Below are 17,656 nucleotides of genomic sequence, written 5' to 3'. Positions count from 1 at the left end.
TGTGTGCGGCTACGCCGTGTTGTGTGCCTCTTATTCAAGACTGTCCCATCCGGCGGGGCGTGCCCGGTGACGCCGCGCGTGGAGCGCGCACCCGGCTTGTCACGCGCATGGCCGCACCTCGCGGGGGAGGGCCGCCGTCGAAAATGCGTGGCAGGGGGTGTGGCGGGCGGTTTAGGCTCCTGCGCTTTGGTGCCGATTGCGGGAGGAGGGTGGGGCGTGGGCTCGGCGCGGTTGTATCTGTCCGTCGCGGTGGGGGGTTTCAGGCGGTACGCGTCGTATCGGGCGGCGACGGCGGCGGGGGTGTTCACCAATACGGTGTTCGGGCTGATCCTCGTGTACACGTATCTGGCGCTGTGGGACGAGCGGCCGGGTCTGGGCGGCTACGACCAGGCGCAGGCGGTGACGTACGTGTGGCTGGGGCAGTGTCTGTACGCGACGCTGGCGATCCAGGGCGGGGGTGCGGAGAAGGAGCTGATGGAGCGCATCCGCACCGGTGAGGTCGCCGTGGATCTGTACCGGCCGGTGGATCTGCAGCTGTGGTGGCTGGCGGGTGATGTGGGGCGGGCGGCGTTCCAGTTGCTGGGGCGCGGGTTGGTGCCGTTCCTGTTCGGTTCGCTGTTCTTCACGATGGCGCTGCCCACGGAGGCCGCCGCGTGGCTGGCGTTCGCGGTGACGCTGGTGCTGGCGGCGGTGGTGAGTTTCGCGATCCGCTATCTGGCGGCCCTGTGTGTGTTCTGGCTGATGGACGGCATGGGCATCGGCCAGGTGCTGATGATCACGGGGGTCTTCTTCTCGGGCATGGTGCTGCCGCTGAACGTCTTCCCGGGCACGCTCGGCGAGGTGGTGCGGGTGCTGCCGTGGGCGGCGCAGATCCAGGTTCCGGCGGATGTGCTGATGGGGGAGACGGATCCGTCGGCGGCGTTCGCGTTCCAGGCGGCGTGGGCGGTGGCGCTGCTGGCGGCGGGCCGGCTGCTGCAGTCGGTGGCGACGCGCAGGGTGGTGGTGCAGGGTGGGTGAGCGCGCTGTGTTCGTGGAGGGGCTGCGGGCGTACGGGCTGATCGCGGGGATGTGGGTGCGCTCCGGGATGACGTACCGCACGTCGTTCGTGTTCACGGTGTTCGGGAACCTGCTGATGACGGGCCTGGACTTCGTGGGGATCCTGCTGATGTTCACGCAGGTCGACTCGCTGGGCGGCTGGTCGCTGCCGGAGATCGCGATGCTGTACGGGCTGTCGGTGACGTCGTTCGGCATCGCCGACATGCTGCTCGGCTCGATGGACGTGCTGGGCGCGCGGATGCGGGACGGCTCGTTCGACGTCCTGCTGGTGCGTCCGGTGCCGGTGCTGGCGCAGGTCGGCGCGGACCGGTTCGCGCTGCGCCGGCTCGGCCGGGTCGCCCAGGGCGCGGTGGTGCTGGGCTGGGCGCTGTCCTCCGTCGACGTGGAGTGGACGGCGGTGAAGGTGCTGCTGGTGCCGGTGATGGTGCTCAGCGGTGCGGCGATCTTCTCGGCGGTGTTCGTGGCGGGCGCCGCGTTCCAGATCTTCGCGCAGGACGCGGCCGAGGTGCAGAACGCGTTCACGTACGGCGGGACGACGCTGCTGCAGTATCCGCCGACGGTGTTCGGGAAGGATCTGGTGCGCGGGGCGACCTTCATGCTGCCGCTCGCCTTCGTCAACTGGGTGCCCGCCGCCCACATCCTGGACCGCCCGTACCCGATCGGTCTGCCCGGGTGGGCGTCCTTCGCGTCGCCGCTGGTGGCGGTGGGCTGCTGCGCGCTGGCGGGACTGGCGTGGCGGACGGGACTCAGGTCGTACCGGAGCACGGGGAGTTAGCGGAAGATGGACGACGTATTCATCGAACTCGACGGCGTGGAGAAGGTCTTCGACGTCCGCAGGAAGACCGGTTTTCTCAAACGGGAGCGGCGGCGGGTGCGGGCGGTCGACTCGATCTCCTTCACGGTGGCGCGGGGCGAGATGGTCGGCTACATCGGCCCGAACGGTGCCGGGAAGTCGACGACGATCAAGATGCTGACCGGGATTCTCACGCCGAGCGGGGGACGGCTGCGGGTCGCCGGGATCGACCCGTCCCGTGAGCGGACCCGGCTGGCGCACCGGATCGGGGTGGTGTTCGGGCAGCGTACGACGCTGTGGTGGGACCTGCCGCTGATCGACTCGTACAAGCTGATGCACCGCATGTACCGCATCCCGGACGCCCGTTACCGGGAGAACCTGTCCCGGCTGACCGAACTCCTGGACCTGGGAGACCTGTTGGACGTACCCGTGCGCCAGCTCTCCCTCGGTCAGCGGATGCGCGGGGACATCGCGGCGGCGCTGCTGCACGACCCCGAGGTGCTGTACCTGGACGAGCCGACGATCGGCCTGGACGTCATCTCCAAGACCAGGGTGCGGGACTTCCTGCGGCAGTTGAACGCCGAGCGGGCCACCACGGTCCTGCTGACCACGCACGATCTGCAGGACATCGAGCAGTTGTGCTCGCGGGTGATGGTCATCGACCACGGCCGTCTGGTGTACGACGGTGCCCTCGACGGGCTGCACGAGGCGGGGGAGAGCGAGCGGACGCTGGTGGTGGACCTGGAGCGGGAACTCCCGCCGATCGAGGCGCCGCCGCCCGCGCGGGTGGTACGGGTGGAGGGGGCGCGGCAGTGGCTGGCGTTCCCGGCGTCGGCGTCGGCGTCGGAACTGGTGTCGCGGATCGCGGCGGAGTACCCGCTGGTGGACCTCTCGGTACGGGAACCGGACATCGAGGCGGTGATCGCGAAAATGTACGAAGACCGGGCGGGCCGGCCCGTCACGTGACCCTCGTAGCCGTGTGGCGGAGATAACTCGTAGGCTGCTGTGTATGACCGAAGACGCAGCCGTCCCGGACCTTCGTGCCTCCGACGCCGACCGTGAACGGGTCGCCGAGATCCTGCGGGACGCCCTCGCGGAGGGCCGCCTCGACATGGAGGAGTTCGAGGAGCGGCTGGACGCGACGTATCAGGCGCGCACCTACGGGGAACTGACGCCGATCACCCGCGACCTGCCGGACCACGCGACGGCCGTACCGGCGGTGTCGCTCACCAAACAGCCGGAGCGCGGCGGCGGTTGGGCGAGCCGGATCGTCGGCGGCGACGACTCCGGCACGTCGTCGTGGGCGGTGGCGGTGATGTCGGGCTTTCAGCGCAGGGGCCACTGGACGGCACCGCGCCGCTTCAACTGCCTCGCCTTCTGGGGCGGCGGGGAGATCGATCTGCGGGAGGCGAACTTCGCGGACCGCGAGGTCGTCATCAACGCGGTCGCGATCATGGGCGGGGTGGAGGTCATCGTCCCGCCCGGTGTCGAGGTCATCGTGCGCGGCATCGGCGTGATGGGCGGCTTCGACCACCGCGAGGAGGGCGTGCCGGGTGACCCCGGCGCCCCGAGGGTGATCGTCACGGGCTTCGCCTTCTGGGGCGGGGTGGGCGTGGACCGCAAGCTCCCGCGCGCGGAGAAGCAGCGCCTGCGGGAGGAGCGCCGCAGGGAACGACTGGAGCGCAAGGAGGACCGCCGCCGGGAGCTGGAGGGCTCCCCGGAGCGCGAGGACCGCGGCTGAGGTCTCCTGGGGGCTCTTCAGCCCCTCCGGCGTTTGAGGAGCGGGGGTCCGGGGGCAGAGCCCCCGGTTCGGGACGGGAAGGGGCGGCGGGGGCGAGAAAACCCCGCCCCTACAACCGTGCCGGCGCCCCGCCCCTCAGCACATCGAGGTCGAAGACCTCACCCATCCGCGCGAATCCCCGGTCGCTCGGATGCAGATGATCCCCGGAGTCGTACTCCACCCGGAACCGCCGCGGGTCGTACCCGTCCCGAACCGCCCGGTCGAAATCAACCACCGCGTCGAACACCCGCCCCGCCCGAACCTCCGCATTAATAACCTCCCGCACGCCTTCCCGTCCCTCACTCCAGCCCCGATGCCCCCCGAACGGCATCAACGTCGCGCCGACCACCTTCACCCCCCGCCCATGGGCCCGCTCGACCAGCGACCGCAGCCCGTCCACGATCCGCCCCGGATCAGCCACCCCCGGCGTCCGCAGAATGTCGTTGATGCCCAGCACGACCACCACGACCCTGACATTCGGCCGCCCCAGCACATCCCGCTCGAACCGGTTCACCCCGCTCGGATTCTCCGCGGGACGCCCCAGCCCGTCCGCCAGCACCTGGTTCCCGCTGATCCCGGCGTTGACGACGCTGTACCGCGGCACATCCCGCCCGTCCCCGATCGCGGCCCGCAGCCGGTCGGACAGCACATCGGGCCACCGCCGGTTCGTCCCGGTCGTCGAGCTGATCCCGTCGGTCAGCGAGTCCCCGAGGACGACGACGGTCCCCTCCGCCTCGGCACTCAGCACATCGAGCGCGGTCGCATACCGCCAGACCACGCTCTGCCCGCCGTACGGCACCCCCGTCGCGTCCCGGGTGTGCTCGCCGTCCGCGACGTACGAGATCTGACGGGCATGCGGATGATAGGTGACGGGCCCGGACGCGCTCGGCGAGTACGTCGTGATGAGCACGTCCCCGTCCCGCGGAACGGCGACACGCACCGCATCGCTCACCACCTCCCCGCCCGCCGGAACGACGACCCCCGCGCTCCCCGCGAAGGCCAGCGGCCGCACGCTGTCCACGACCGCCGCCGCCGTCCCCGCCCCCGCGGACACCGCGACCGACGCGTGCGTGATGGTCAGCGGCGCCTGCCCGTACAGGTTGGACAGCGTGACCCGGGCGCTCGTACCGCCGACGCTGGTGTGCACGACGTTGCGCACCGAGCGTCCAGCGAGACCGCCGGTCTCCGTGCCGGGCTCGCCCCCGACCGGGGAGGCCGCCCAGGAGGCGACCCAGGTACCGCCGGCGACGGGCGCGGCCGGACCGTTCTGCGCGCCACGCCCCCCGGCGAGGGCGTCGCGCTCCCGCGTACCGTCACCGGACCCCACCCCGACGCCGGCTCCGACGTATATGGCGGCGGCGACCGCCACGATCGCGGCGACGACCGCGGCGAGCAGCGCGCGCTGCTTGGCGTCAGGCGCGTCCGCGCCCCCGTCACGACCCCGGGTCATGCTGTTCTGTCTCCTCGGGCGATGGGGAGCCCGAGGCTCCGATCCGATGAACCCATGATGATCCATGAGCAGGGAAGACTGTCTGGGGGGACCCGCACGGGAGCCCCCGGGGAGCCCCCTGGGAGTCCCTAGGGGATCCCCCTGGACAAACCCCCTCCGAACAGACGCCGGGAACTCCTGTTCCGTTCCAGGAGTCGGTCAGGAAGGGACAATGTGTGAGGGATCACCGAACGGGTGGAGTGGATGGAACGGACCGAAGAGGCCGAAGCGGCCGGCACGGCGGAATCCGGCGACCGGATCGCCGGCGGGCAGCATGCCCCCGCCGGCGCTTTCGTGAACCGCGCGATGGCGACGTTCAGCCCCGCGGACGAGGAGAAGCGGCGCGGAGTGCGCCGTATGAAGCTCACCGCCACCGGGCTGCTGCTGTTCGTCGCCGTCGTCTACGTCCTCACCACATGGGCGTCGCACCAGGGCGCAGGCCCGTGGGCGGGCTATGTCGCCGCCGCGGCCGAGGCGGGCATGGTCGGCGCGCTCGCGGACTGGTTCGCCGTCACCGCCCTGTTCCGTCACCCGCTGGGGCTGCGGATCCCGCACACGGCGATCATCCCCACCAAGAAGGACCAGCTGGGCGTCTCCCTCGGCGAGTTCGTCGGCGAGAACTTCCTCTCCGAGGCCGTCGTACGGCAGCGGCTGCGCGCGGTCGGCATCGGCAGCCGGCTCGGCGCGTGGCTCGCCGTCCCGGAACACGCCGACCGGGTGACGGCGGAACTCTCGGCGGCGCTGCGCGGCGCCCTCACCGTGCTGCGGGACTCCGATGTGCAGGCGGTGGTCGGGGAGGCCATCACCCGCCGGGCCGACGCGCAGGAGATCGCGCCCGGCATGGGCAAAATGCTGGAGCGGATCGTCGCGGACGGCGGCCACAAGCGGGCCGTGGACGTCATCGTCACCCGTGCGCACGACTGGCTGGTGCTGCACAGCGACACGGTGATGGACGCGGTCCACGGCGGCGCGCCCGGCTGGACGCCCAGGTTCGTGGACCGCAAGGTCGGCGAGCGCGTCTACAAGGAACTGCTGCGCTTCGTCACCGAGATGCGCGACATGCCGTCCCACCCCGCGCGCGGCGCCCTCGACCGGTTCCTCACCGACTTCGCCTCCGACCTCCAGTCCGACACGGACACCCGCGCCCGCGTCGAACGCCTCAAGAGCGAGGTCCTCGGCCGGGGCGAGGTGCAGGACCTGATCGCGTCCGCCTGGACGGCCGTACGGTCCATGATCGTGTCGGCGGCGGAGGACGAGCGCAGCGAACTCCGCCTGCGTGTACGTGCCTCGCTGCTCTCGCTCGGCGCGCGCATGTCGCTCGACCCGAAGCTCCAGGGCAAGGTGGACGGCTGGCTGGAGAGCGCGGCGGTGTACGTGGTCACCACCTACCGCAAGGAGATCACGTCCCTGATCACGGACACGGTGGCGGGCTGGGACGCGGAACACACGACGAAGAAGATCGAGGCCAACATCGGCCGCGACCTCCAGTTCATCCGCATCAACGGCACGGTGGTCGGCTCCCTCGCCGGCCTCGTGATCTACACGGTATCCAGAACACTGGGCGCGTAACGCTCCGCGCGGGCGCGGGGGGTTGCTCGCGCAGTTCCCCGCGCCCCTAGAAGGGTGGGTGCGGGTACGCGGGGGTTGTTCGCGCAGTTCCCCGCGCCCCTGAGGGGACGATCCCGCCCCGGGCCCCCAAGCCCCTCGCCCATCGGCCGGACGACGCCCACAACCCCCAGGGGCGCGGGGAACTGCGCGACCAACCACAACGCACCCGCACCCACCCACGACGAGCAGCGCCCCTCCCCCCCCCAGGGGCGCGGGGAACTGCGCGATCAACCACAACGCACCCGCAGCGGCCTACGACGCCCACAACCCCCCAGGGGCGCGGGGAACTGCGCGATCAACCACAACGCACCCGCAGCGACCTACGACGGTCACGACCAGGGGCGCGGGGAACTGCGCGACCATCCCCCACGCCCCGGCACGACAAAGCGGGCGGGCGTGCAAAACGCCCGCCCGAGGGCACACGACCCCCATGACCACCGCCCAGCCCGAGACCGGCCGCACCATCACCACCAGCATCCCCGCCCGCCTGGACCGCCTCCCGTGGTCCCGCTGGCACTGGACCATCGTCATCGGCCTCGGCACCGTATGGATCCTCGACGGCCTCGAGGTCACGGTCGTCGGCAACATCGCCGGCCGTCTCTCCGAACCCGGCAGCGGACTGCCCATCAGCTCCGGCCAGGTCACCGGCATCGCCGCCGCCCTCTACGTGGCCGGCGCCTGCTCGGGCGCCCTCTTCTGGGGCCGCCTGACCGACATCTGGGGCCGCAAGAAGCTCTTCATGATCACCCTCGCGGTGTACCTCGGCGCCACCGCCCTCACCGCGATCGCCTTCGACACCTGGTGGTTCTTCCTCTTCCGCTTCCTCACCGGCTTCGGCATCGGCGGCGAGTACGCGGCCATCAACTCCGCGATCGACGAGCTGATCCCGGCCCAGTACCGGGGCCGCGTCGACCTGATGATCAACGGCAGCTTCTGGCTCGGCGCGGTCGGCGGTTCCCTGCTCTCGATCCTCGCCCTGAACACGTCGATCTTCCCGGCGAACGTCGGCTGGCGCCTCACCTTCGCCCTCGGCGCCGTACTCGCCCTGGTCATCCTCCTCGTACGCCGTCACGTCCCGGAGAGCCCACGCTGGCTGCTGATCCACGGCCGTGACGACGAGGCGGAACGCATCGTCGGCGACATCGAGCGACGCGTCGAGGCCGAGCGGGACGGGCGGCCGCTGTCCCGCGCGGAGGGCGAGCTGACGATCCACCAGCGCAAGAGCGTCACCTTCGCGGAGATCGCCCGTACCGTCTTCGCCAAGTACCGCAGGCGTTCCGTCCTCGGCTTCTCCCTCTTCATCGGCCAGGCGTTCCTCTACAACGCCATCACCTTCGGCTTCGGCGCGATCCTGACCACGTTCTTCGACGTCCCGACCGGCAACACCGGCTACTACTTCGCGGTGATCGCCGTCGGCAACTTCCTGGGCCCGCTGCTGCTCGGCAAGCTCTTCGACACGGTCGGCCGCCGGGTGATGATCTCCGGCACGTATCTGCTCTCCGGCCTCCTGCTGTTCGGCACGGCCTGGCTCTTCGACCGCGGCTCGCTCAGCGCCACCACCATGACCGCCTGCTGGTGCGCGGTCCTGTTCTTCGCGTCGGCCGGCGCGAGCAGCGCGTACCTCACGGTCTCCGAGGTCTTCCCCATGGAGACCCGCGCGATGTCCATCGCCTTCTTCTACGCCCTCGGCACCGCAGCAGGCGGCATCAGCGGCCCCCTGCTCTTCGCCGACCTCACCGGCACGGGCAAGGTCGGTGACACCGTCCTAGCCTTCCAGATTGGCGCGGGTCTGATGTGCGCGGCGGGCCTGGTGGCCGCGTTCCTCGCGGTGAAGGCGGAACGCCGCTCCTTGGAGGACATCGCCAGGCCGCTCACCGCGGCGGCGTCCGGGCCGAAGGCCACGACGACGGGCGCGGACCCGGACGGCTCGAACCCGGCGACGACGTAGCAGAGTGGAACCAGCCGCACCACGCGCGCGCCCGTCCGCACCACGCGCGCCCGCCCGCCCGCTCCGGGCCGACCGACAGGAGACGCAGCCCCGATGACCGTCCGCCGGATCATGCCCGACGTCCAGGTCGCCTCCGAGGAGGCCCTGCACACCAACCGGGACTTCTACGGCCTCCTCGGTTTCGAGGAGGTCATGAACATGGGCTGGATGACCACCCTGGCGTCACCCGCCAACCCCACCGCCCAGATCAGCTTCTTCACCGAGGAGCGCACGGCACCCGTCGTCCCCGACCTCAGCGTGGAGGTGGAGGACGTCGACGCGGTGTACGAGCGGGTACGGGCGTCGGGCGCGGAGATCGTCCGCGAGCTGCGGGACGAGGAATGGGGCGTACGGCGTTTCTTCACCCGCGACCCGAACGGCCGAGTGGTGAACGTGCTGACGCACCTCTCCTGACGGGGGACGCTCCCGGCCCGCGAAGGGCGGCTCAGCCGCGCCGGTCGGCCACCGCCCAGGACGCCAGCGCCACAGCGCCCGCCACCCCGAACACCGCAGGCCACGCGCCCACCTTCTTCGACAGCGGGTGCGACCCCGCGAACGCGGCGACGTACGCCACCGTCAGCGCACCCGCGGCCTTGCCGCCGGCCCGCTCCCGCCACTGCTGCGCGGCAGCGGCCCCGGCGGCGGCGAGGACGACCCCGCCCAGCTGCCGCTTCCGGGTCCAGCGGGCCACGCCGTACCCTCCGACGAGCCCGCTCGCGGCCACCACGGAACTGGGAACCTTGGCCATGCCTGCCTACCTCCTGCCACACCGCCCACCCGGACGGCCTCTCACCGATCTCCGAGGCTAACGCCCCCGCAGCCGGTTGGCGCATTCGCCCACGGCAGCCCCCGAGAAGCGGCAAACCGCGCGCCGCCCCCCGCCCCCTGGAGAGCCACTTCCTCCCACCGGCCCGCTTCCACCGTCAAACGGTTGGACGCGCACCCTCCCCGGACGGCATCCTGCGACCGGCCGATCGGCCAAACGCGTCACCAACCGACCGTCCCCGGAGGACCGTTGAACCCCACCATCCGCCACATCACCTTCGACTGCACCGGCGACCCCTACGACCTGGCCCAGTTCTGGGGCGCGCTGCTCGGCAGGCCGCTCGCCGACGACGACAAGCCGGGCGACCCGGAGGCCTTCATCGCGGACCCGGACGGCGGTCCGGGCCTGCTGTTCGTCCGGGTGGAGGAAGGCAAGACCGCCAAGAACCGAATCCACTTCGACCTGCAGCCGAAGGGCCGCACCCGCGCGGAGGAAGTGGAGCGCGCCATAGCCCTGGGCGCCCGCCAACTGGCCGACCACACCCGTCCCGACGGCAAGGGGTGGATCACGATGACGGACCCGGAAGGCAATGAGTTCTGCGTGGAACGGGGTGAACGGGGCTAAACCCTCCCCCTCCCGGGGAGTGTACGGTCGTACACCTTCGAGGCGTACGATCGTACGCATGCCGACGGACGACTACTTCGCGAACGACCCGCGCACCAACCTCGAGCGCATGCTCGCGGGCGACCTCTACATCGCCGACGACCCGGAGATCGCCCGCCGGCAGCGCGAGGCCATGCGGCTGACCGCCCGATACCAGGCCGCCTATCTGGACGACCCCGCCGAAGCGCGCCCGATCCTCACCGAGCTGCTCGCCTCCGCCGGGGAGGGCATCGACGTACGCCCGCCGCTGTACGTCGACTACGGCAGCAACATCAGCATCGGCGCCCGTACCTTCGTCAACTACAACCTGACCGCGCTGGACGTCGCCCGGATCACCATCGGCGAGGACTGCCAGATCGGCCCGAACGTCCAACTCCTCACCCCCACCCACCCGGTGGAGCCCCAGCCTCGCCGCGACAAGCTGGAAGCCGCGCTCCCCATCACCATCGGCGACAACGTCTGGCTCGGCGGCGGCGCGATCATCTGCCCCGGAGTGACCATCGGCGACAACTCCGTCATCGGCGCGGGCGCGGTCGTCACCAAGGACATCCCGGCGAACGTCGTGGCCGTGGGCAACCCCGCCCGCCCGGTCCGCACGCTCTGAGCCCCGTACACACTCCATGGCCACCGGACACACGGACCCCCACCGCCGCGCGCGCATCCTCGCGGCGGCGCTCGACCTGATCGCCGAGGAGGGCGTGGCCGGCGTCTCCCACCGCAAGATCGCCGTGCGCGCCGGGGTCCCGCTGGGCTCGATGACGTACCACTTCACCGGCATCGACGGCCTGCTGCTCGAGGCGTTCACCGGCTACGCCGACCACATAGTGACCGTCTTCGAACACCACCTGGCCCCCGCCACCACCCCCGACGAGGCCCGCGAAGCCGTCACCGACCTCATCCACACCCTGGCCGAGGGCCCCCGGCGCGACCTGATCCTCACCCAGGAGCTCTACACCCTGGCCGCCCGCCACGAGCCGTACCGCGCCCTGTGCGCCCACTGGATGACCCGCAGCCGCACCCTCCTGGAACACCACTTCCCCCCGCCCACGGCCCGCCAACTGGACGCCCTGATCGAGGGCTTGACCCTCCACCGAGCCCTGGACGACACCCCACCCGACCGCACGCTGACGCGCGACGCGGTGGCCCGCGTGACAGCGGTTTCGTAGCGCTGGGCGCGAAATTATGGCGCTCCCACCGCTGTTGACCCCGTCATGACCAACCGACCCGGGCCACGCCCCCTGTCCGACGAAGCCCTCTCCGACCTCCTCGCCCGACAGCAGTTCGGCACCCTCGCCACCGTCAAGCGCAGCGGCCACCCCCACCTGACCACCATGGTCTACAGCTGGGACCCCGAGTCCCGAACGGCCCGCTTCTCGACCACGGCAGACCGCGTCAAGCTCAAACACCTGCGCCACAACCCGCGCGCCGCGCTCCATGTGAACGGCGGCGACGTGTGGTCGTTCGCCGTGGCTGAGGGCGAGGCGGAGGCCTCGGAGGTCACGACGACACCGGGCGACGCGATCGGCCGCGAACTCCTGGGAATGATCCCGGAGAACGCGAGACCGGAGAACGAACAGGCCTTCCTGGAACAGCTGGTGGCCGAACGCCGACTGGTCATCCGCCTGAAGGCCGACCGCCTGTACGGAACGGCACTCGACATCGAGGGCTGACGGACGGAGGCCGGGGCGTTGTCAGTGGCCCCGGGTACCGTGCTCCGCGTTGGGCCGGACGGAGATCGTGAGGGACTCGCGGCCATGGGGGGTGGGTCGTACAGGCCCCGGCAGCCGGCTCGGGACTGTAGATGATTTGCCGTCACCTCACCCCCCATCCACATCCAACCGGCCCAAAAGGCGTTGCCGGGGCAGGCCGGATTGAAGAAGGATCTCTCCGAGCCGCAAGAGCGCTCACGAGGCGACGGGGAGTACTGCATGGAGCCACCGGAACTCCGCCGAGCGGTCGAGGCGGCACGCGCCACGGCCGCGGAGCTGGGACTCGAGACCGACGACGTGACCGTCATCCACAACTCGGACCGCGTAGTACTGCGCCTACTCCCCTGCGATGTCCTGCTCCGGGTGGCCCCGCCGGGACACCTCGCCGACTCCGAGTTCGAGGTGGAGGTCGCCCGCGCCCTCGCCACCACCGACGCCCCGGTGGCGGAACTGGACCCCAGGGTCCCCCCGAAGGTCCATGTCCGCGACACCTTCGCCATCTCCCTCTGGACCTACTACGAACCGCTGGGCACGGACATCACCCCGCCCGCCTACGCGACCGCGTTCCTGCGGCACCACGCGGCGCTGCGCCACACCGACCTGAACGCACCGCATTTCACGGACCGGGTCACCGCGGCCCTGCGCGTGGTGAACGACGCGGACCAGTCCCCGGACCTCCCGCCGGCCGACCGAAGGTTCCTCGCCGACACCCTCACCGCCCTGAGCGCGGAAATCAGCACAGGCGGGGCCCCCGACCAACTGCTCCACGGCGAACCCCACCCGGGCAACCTCCTCAACACCACCACAGGCCCCCTCTTCGTGGACCTCGCCACCTGCTGCCGCGGACCGATCGAATTCGACCTGGCCCACGCCCCCGAGGAAGTGGCCGAGCACTACCCGGGAGCCGACCAGCCCCTGATCAACCGCTGCCGCGCCCTGAACTGGGCGATGTTCTCGGCCTGGCGCTGGCGCGAAGCCGACCAGATGCCGGACCGGGCCCACTGGAGAGCCGAGGGCCTGAACAAGGTCCGTACCGCACTGGCCCGCTGACCCATCAGGCGCGGGCGTGCACGCCCATGGCTCCGGAGACGGTGAGATCGCCACCAGTGATGCACCGGACGGTGTCCGAGGCGAGGAAGGCCACGGTCTGCCTGAAAGCCACGCCCGACCGCCCTCTGCAGGCCCGCGCGACCCTGGCAACGGCCTCCGCCTGCTTGGACGCGGCGACGATGATGTGGGTTGCACAGGACGGCGACGGCGACATCTTGTTCCTATTCGACACCTGCCTGTCCGCCGTACGCGCCTGACCCCAGGGCCCGCCACCCGGCCCCACTGGGGCGGCTAGCTGTAAAGGTGCCCCTGGTCCGGCCGAAACGCTTCGGACGTTGTGGCGCGATGGCGACCTTGACCTGCCTTCACGTTGCGGCATTCTCTGAGGCAGTTGGGCGCTAGTAGTCGGGGGAAACACAGGTGAGCGCAATGCCGACCGTACCGGCCGTGTACGCGTGGACGGTTCACGGATGAGGGCGCGGCGCGGAGCAGTGATCGCCGCCGTCGCAGCCGGCGGCGCTGTGACGACGATGCTGATCGGGCTTGTGACGAACGCGGTGTCCGAATCCCAGTGGCCGGGCTGGCTCGGATGGCTGCAGGACCACGCCTGGTTGTCATTCGCCGCCCTCGGGGCTGCCATGGTCGGGTTGTCGGTCCTCCTGGCGGCTCTCTCGGAGTCCAGCGGTGCACCGGCCGGAGCGCCGCGCGCTCCCTTACCGGGACGGGACGATGGAACGCAGCCCCCGGGGGCGGCCCTGGTCCTGCGCTCCTTACCGCGCGACACGGCAGCCTTCACTGACCGAGGCGCCGAACTGGATGCGCTGGTGCGATCCGTACAGGAATCCCAGGGCAACGGCACGGCGCTGCCTGTCCATGTGATTGACGGGATGCCGGGCGTCGGCAAGACGACATTCGCCGTCCACGCAGGGCACGTCCTCTCCGAGCGCTTCCCGGACGGGCAACTCTTCGTGAACCTCAACGGGCACACGACAGGCCGTACCCCCGTGCAGGCCACCGAGGCTCTGGCTTCGCTGCTTGCGGCGACAGGCGTGCCGACGCAACAGATCCCCGTGGGCGACGACGAGGGCGCGGTCACCGAGGCGCGGGCCGCGATGTGGCGCAGCCACCTGTCCGGACGGCGAGCGCTGCTGATCCTGGACAACGCGGTCAGCTACAGGCAGTTGGAGCCGCTGCTTCCAGGCGGTCGTGACTGCCTCGTACTGGTGACCAGCCGCAGGCGGCTGGCGGCGTACGAGGAGGTCGTCGTGTCGGTGGACGCCCTGCCGCCAGAACACGCGGTCGACCTCTTCGTACGGCTCAGCGGGCGGCCATCGGACTCACTCGATCGAGTGGTGATTCAGGAGTTGGCCGCGGCGTGCGGGCACCTACCGCTCGGCATCTCACTGCTCGCGGCGCGGCTGCGTCACCATCCGACATGGAGTGTTCAGGTCCTGCGGTCGCGGCTGGTGGCGGCCGGGAACCGGCTGGGTGAGTTCCGGGCGGGAGAACGCGGCGTCGCGGCTACTTTCGAGCTCTCCTACCGAGATTTGGAACCGGGACGACAACACTTCTTCCGCTGCCTCGGCTGCTATCCCGGGACCGACCTCGATGCCTATTCGGGGGCAGCGCTCGCAGCGGTTTCGCCGAGCGCCGCGCAGGATCACCTTGACGGGCTGTACGACGCTCATCTGATCGACGAACACCCGGGAGACCGTTACCGGCTGCACGATCTGCTCAGCGATTACGCCCGCGCGCTCGCCGACGAGGGAGGCACCATGGAACACACTGAGGCAGTCCACCGTGTGGGGACCTACTACCTGGCCGCCCTGGCCACGGCTAACCGGCACATCCTGCGAAGCGGCGCCGCCCTTCAAGCCCTTCCGGTGGGCGGCGACCTGCTGGAAACGCCGCCCCTGGAATCCCGCTCTGCGGCGCTGAGCTGGCTGGAGGACGAGCGAGCCAACGTCCTCGCCTGCATCCGCCGTGCGAACGGATTGAGGCTGCATGACCTGGTGATCCGAATGGCTACCGCCATGGCTCCCTTTCTGCGCCAGGCCGGCCCATGGGACCAGGCCGTCGGCCTCCACAGGACGGCGGTGGAAGCCGCCCGGCAGACCGGAGACCGCCGGGCGCTGGCGGCAGCGCTCGCCGAGCTGGGCGTCATCCGGCGTTTCATGGCCGCCTATCCGGAAGCGATCGCGGCATTGGACCAGGCGATCGCCGAGTACGAGGCCGTGGGGGAGAAGCGTGGCAAGGCGGAAGCGCTCAACCAGCTCGGCATCGTCCGCTACATGATTGCCAATAACGAGGCGGCCGCCGAGGCCCAAACAGAGTCCCTGAGCCTCTACCGCGAGGCCGGCGACCGGCTCGGCCAGGCCAACGCTCTGGCTGACCTCGGCATGGTGCGCCGACAGAGCAGCCGCTTCGACGCGGCCGTGGAGGCACAGAGCGAAGCTTTGACGGTCTACCGTGAGCTGGGCGACCGCTACGGAGAGGCCAACTCGCTGCGCGACCTCGGCATCGTGCACAGCCTGACGGGCGACTACGAGCCGGCGGCACGATGCCAACGCGAGGCGCTGGAGATCTACCGCGACCTCGACGACCGTGTCCACCAGGCCTACGCCCTCAACGAACTCGGCGTCGTGCACCGGCTCACCGGGGACTTCGGCCAGGCCCGCAGCATGCACACTCAAGCCCAGGCGTACTACACGGAGCTTGGAGAACGCTTCGGGCATGCCAACAGCGTCCGCCATCTCGGAGTGCTTGACCGGGCGGAAGGCAGGGTCACCGAGGCCGTAGCCCTGCTCGAGCAGGCGCTGGCCGCCTACCGCGAACTCGGCAGCCGCGGTGGAGAGGCCGCTGCCTTGGGGGAACTTGGCGCAGCACGTGCGGCTGCCGGGGAACGAGAAGGTGCTGCCGAGGCGCTCGGGCAGAGTCTCGCGATCCTGCGGACCCTCGGAGACCGTTGCGGTGAGGCTCAAGTCCTGAACCACTACGGGAACCTGCTCCGCACGTCCGGCGACCAGGCGGAGGCACGCAGCCACCACACCGTTGCCCTGAGGCTGGCCAGGGACGTCCGCTGCCCTCTTGAGGAGGGGCGGGCGCTGGAAGGCGTGGGCCGCTGCGACCGGGTGACCGAAGGCCCCGAGCGGGCGGCGGAATCGCTACGAGAGGCCCTCGAAATCTTCCGGCGCATCGGTGCGGAGACGGAGGCCGACGCCGTACGGACGCTGCTTGCCGCGCAGCCGGGATGACTGGGAACTCTGGCCGGATTGTCCATGCCAGAGACCTCGACGCCACTGCTACGTTCCGAGCAGACAGCGCCTTTCAGCACCCGCCGATGGCTATGCCACGAGGAGCGCCGCATGCAGCCAGACCCGTCCGCATCCGCGACGCACGCAGCGACACCATCGGACTCCCGTACTGTGCAGGAGAGCGCCGTTCTGGCCCGGATCGAGTCCCGAGTGCGAGAACGGCTGGCAACGGAGCAGACCACAGCCGCGCAAGCCGGCGACGGAGGCCACGCCGCTTCCCTCATCCGGCCTTGGCCACTGTGAGCGCGCCCGCTTGAAAGCGCATAACGAAGGCGCCGCACCCTTTACGGCCTTCATTCTCAAGGTCGCAAACCGCTGCAACATCGATTGTGACTACTGCTATGTCTTCAACTCCGCGGACCAGGCATGGCGGCACCTGCCCGCCCGGATGAGCGTGGCCGTGGCCAGATCCGCCGGTCACCGGATCGGTGAGCACGTCGCGGCACACCGCCTGCCCGCCGTACACGTGATCCTCCACGGCGGCGAACCTCTGCTTGCCGGTCCACGCCACATGGCGGACCTGCTCGCCGTCGTGCGGGAGGGCATCCCCACCGGCACCAGGGTCCACATCGAACTGCAGACCAACGGAACGCTGATCACGGAAGAGTGGCTCGATCTCTTCGAAAGGCACCGTGTCGTCGTGGGTGTCAGTCTGGACGGCCCACAGGCCGCCAACGACCGGCACAGGCTGACGCGTTCGTCCCGCTCAAGCGCAGCCTCAGCGGTGCGCGGCATCCAGCTGTTGCGCTCCCGACCACACCTGTTCGCCGGCGTCCTGGCCGTGGTTGACCTGGCCAACGACCCGACAGAGGTACACGAGCACCTGGCCTCTTTCGAGCCACCAACGATCGACTTCAACCTGCCCCATGCCACCCACGACGAACCGCCGCACCGCGGTGATCCGAGCCTGCCCGAATACGGGATCTGGATGAGCCGGGTGTACGACGCGTGGCTGGCCGGTTCCGACAACCAGCACAGTGTGCGCATGCTGGAGGACATCATGGCCCTCACCTCCGGAGTGCGGAGCTCGGTGGAGACTATCGGGCTGGCACCGTCGGCGAGCATCGTTATCGAGTCCGACGGGACCATCGAGGACGTCGACACGCTGAGGTCCGTCGAGGAAGGAGCCTCCAGGCTGGACGCCGACGTGTACCGGCACTCCTTCGACGAGGTACACCAACACCCGAAGCTCGCACACCGCCGGCTCGGGGTGGCCACGCTCGCTGAGAAGTGCCGCGCGTGCCCGCTCCTGGAGGTGTGCGGCGGCGGCTATCTGCCCCACCGTTTCAGCATGGCCCGCGGCTACCGCAATCCGTCGGTCTACTGCGCGGACCTCGAGTACCTCATCCGCCATGTCCAAGGCTCCCTGCGACAGCATGGCTGGCACGTGAACACGGACCGTGCCACCGTGCCGAGCCCGTCCGCTGATGCAGGCCAATGA

At 70.3% G+C, this 17,656-nt stretch carries 17 protein-coding genes; 15 read left to right on the top strand and 2 right to left on the bottom strand.

The features are described from left to right. The first annotated feature begins 216 nt into the window (after window positions 1-216). Genes IF28_RS0125625 through IF28_RS0125610 form a run of 4 tightly spaced genes read left to right on the top strand, consistent with a single transcriptional unit; the run spans window position 217 to window position 3,590 of the window. A complete protein-coding gene (locus IF28_RS0125625; RefSeq protein ID WP_037893997.1) occupies window positions 217-1,017 on the top strand; it encodes an ABC transporter permease in 801 nt (266 codons plus the stop codon). A gap of 49 nt (window positions 1,018-1,066) precedes the next feature. Next, window positions 1,067-1,831, top strand: a complete 765-nt coding sequence (locus IF28_RS0125620; RefSeq protein ID WP_199809041.1) for an ABC transporter permease — start codon at window positions 1,067-1,069, stop codon at window positions 1,829-1,831. Between the two features lie 6 nt (window positions 1,832-1,837). Then, window positions 1,838-2,815: an ABC transporter ATP-binding protein gene (locus IF28_RS0125615; protein WP_030224724.1), complete on the top strand. Its 978-nt coding sequence runs from the start codon at window positions 1,838-1,840 to the stop codon at window positions 2,813-2,815. 43 nt (window positions 2,816-2,858) lie between these two features. Further along, on the top strand, window positions 2,859-3,590 hold the full coding sequence (locus IF28_RS0125610; RefSeq protein ID WP_037893995.1) for a DUF1707 SHOCT-like domain-containing protein: 732 nt from the start codon (window positions 2,859-2,861) through the stop codon (window positions 3,588-3,590). Between the two features lie 109 nt (window positions 3,591-3,699). Here IF28_RS0125610 and IF28_RS0125605 read toward each other — a convergent pair whose 3' ends face one another. Next, a complete protein-coding gene (locus IF28_RS0125605; RefSeq protein WP_030224719.1) occupies window positions 3,700-5,079 on the bottom strand; it encodes an SGNH/GDSL hydrolase family protein in 1,380 nt (459 codons plus the stop codon). Window positions 5,080-5,322: 243 nt separating this feature from the next. Between IF28_RS0125605 and IF28_RS0125600 the strand changes: the two genes are divergently transcribed. The 3 genes from IF28_RS0125600 (at window position 5,323) to IF28_RS0125590 (ending at window position 9,127) form a co-directional block, all read left to right on the top strand. Then, window positions 5,323-6,687: a DUF445 domain-containing protein gene (locus IF28_RS0125600; RefSeq protein WP_030224716.1), complete on the top strand. Its 1,365-nt coding sequence runs from the start codon at window positions 5,323-5,325 to the stop codon at window positions 6,685-6,687. Window positions 6,688-7,156: 469 nt separating this feature from the next. Further along, complete coding sequence (locus IF28_RS0125595; protein WP_030224714.1) at window positions 7,157-8,674, top strand: MFS transporter; 1,518 nt, start codon at window positions 7,157-7,159, stop codon at window positions 8,672-8,674. Window positions 8,675-8,767: 93 nt separating this feature from the next. Beyond that, on the top strand, window positions 8,768-9,127 hold the full coding sequence (locus IF28_RS0125590; RefSeq protein WP_030224712.1) for a VOC family protein: 360 nt from the start codon (window positions 8,768-8,770) through the stop codon (window positions 9,125-9,127). 31 nt (window positions 9,128-9,158) lie between these two features. Here the strand turns inward: IF28_RS0125590 and IF28_RS0125585 are convergent, their stop codons facing one another. Continuing rightward, a complete protein-coding gene (locus IF28_RS0125585; protein WP_030224709.1) occupies window positions 9,159-9,461 on the bottom strand; it encodes a hypothetical protein in 303 nt (100 codons plus the stop codon). Window positions 9,462-9,728: 267 nt separating this feature from the next. Here IF28_RS0125585 and IF28_RS0125580 point away from each other — a divergent pair, with 267 nt between their 5' ends. The 8 genes from IF28_RS0125580 to IF28_RS0125545 all read left to right on the top strand — a co-directional run bounded on the left by IF28_RS0125580 (window position 9,729) and on the right by IF28_RS0125545 (window position 17,656). Beyond that, entirely contained in the window at window positions 9,729-10,103 is a 375-nt protein-coding gene (locus tag IF28_RS0125580; RefSeq protein ID WP_030224707.1) for a VOC family protein, read from the top strand. Between the two features lie 58 nt (window positions 10,104-10,161). Next, window positions 10,162-10,746 carry a sugar O-acetyltransferase gene (locus IF28_RS0125575; RefSeq protein ID WP_030224704.1) on the top strand — a complete coding sequence of 195 codons (585 nt, stop codon included), beginning with the start codon at window positions 10,162-10,164 and terminating at the stop codon, window positions 10,744-10,746. Window positions 10,747-10,762: 16 nt separating this feature from the next. Continuing rightward, entirely contained in the window at window positions 10,763-11,308 is a 546-nt protein-coding gene (locus IF28_RS0125570) for a TetR/AcrR family transcriptional regulator (RefSeq protein WP_030224701.1), read from the top strand. Between the two features lie 45 nt (window positions 11,309-11,353). After that, on the top strand, window positions 11,354-11,812 hold the full coding sequence (locus IF28_RS0125565) for a TIGR03618 family F420-dependent PPOX class oxidoreductase (RefSeq protein ID WP_030224698.1): 459 nt from the start codon (window positions 11,354-11,356) through the stop codon (window positions 11,810-11,812). A gap of 258 nt (window positions 11,813-12,070) precedes the next feature. Then, window positions 12,071-12,901 carry a phosphotransferase gene (locus IF28_RS0125560; RefSeq protein ID WP_030224696.1) on the top strand — a complete coding sequence of 277 codons (831 nt, stop codon included), beginning with the start codon at window positions 12,071-12,073 and terminating at the stop codon, window positions 12,899-12,901. A 491-nt stretch (window positions 12,902-13,392) separates the two neighbouring features. Then, window positions 13,393-16,155 (top strand): cyclophane-containing RiPP biosynthesis TPR protein HaaT, encoded by a 2,763-nt coding sequence (haaT, locus tag IF28_RS0125550; protein WP_234325341.1) that lies wholly within the window; start codon window positions 13,393-13,395, stop codon window positions 16,153-16,155. 24 nt (window positions 16,156-16,179) lie between these two features. Beyond that, on the top strand, window positions 16,180-16,458 hold the full coding sequence (gene haaA / locus IF28_RS40285; protein WP_324616057.1) for a HaaA family cyclophane-containing RiPP peptide: 279 nt from the start codon (window positions 16,180-16,182) through the stop codon (window positions 16,456-16,458). Between the two features lie 10 nt (window positions 16,459-16,468). Continuing rightward, complete coding sequence (locus IF28_RS0125545; RefSeq protein ID WP_030224688.1) at window positions 16,469-17,656, top strand: FxsB family cyclophane-forming radical SAM/SPASM peptide maturase; 1,188 nt, start codon at window positions 16,469-16,471, stop codon at window positions 17,654-17,656.

The organism is Streptomyces sp. NRRL WC-3626 (genome assembly GCF_000718785.1).
Classification (GTDB): Bacteria; Actinomycetota; Actinomycetes; order Streptomycetales; family Streptomycetaceae; genus Streptomyces; species Streptomyces edwardsiae.
The sequence above is the reverse complement of the archived record's forward strand: the minus strand, read 5'-3'. Positions and strand labels throughout refer to the sequence as shown.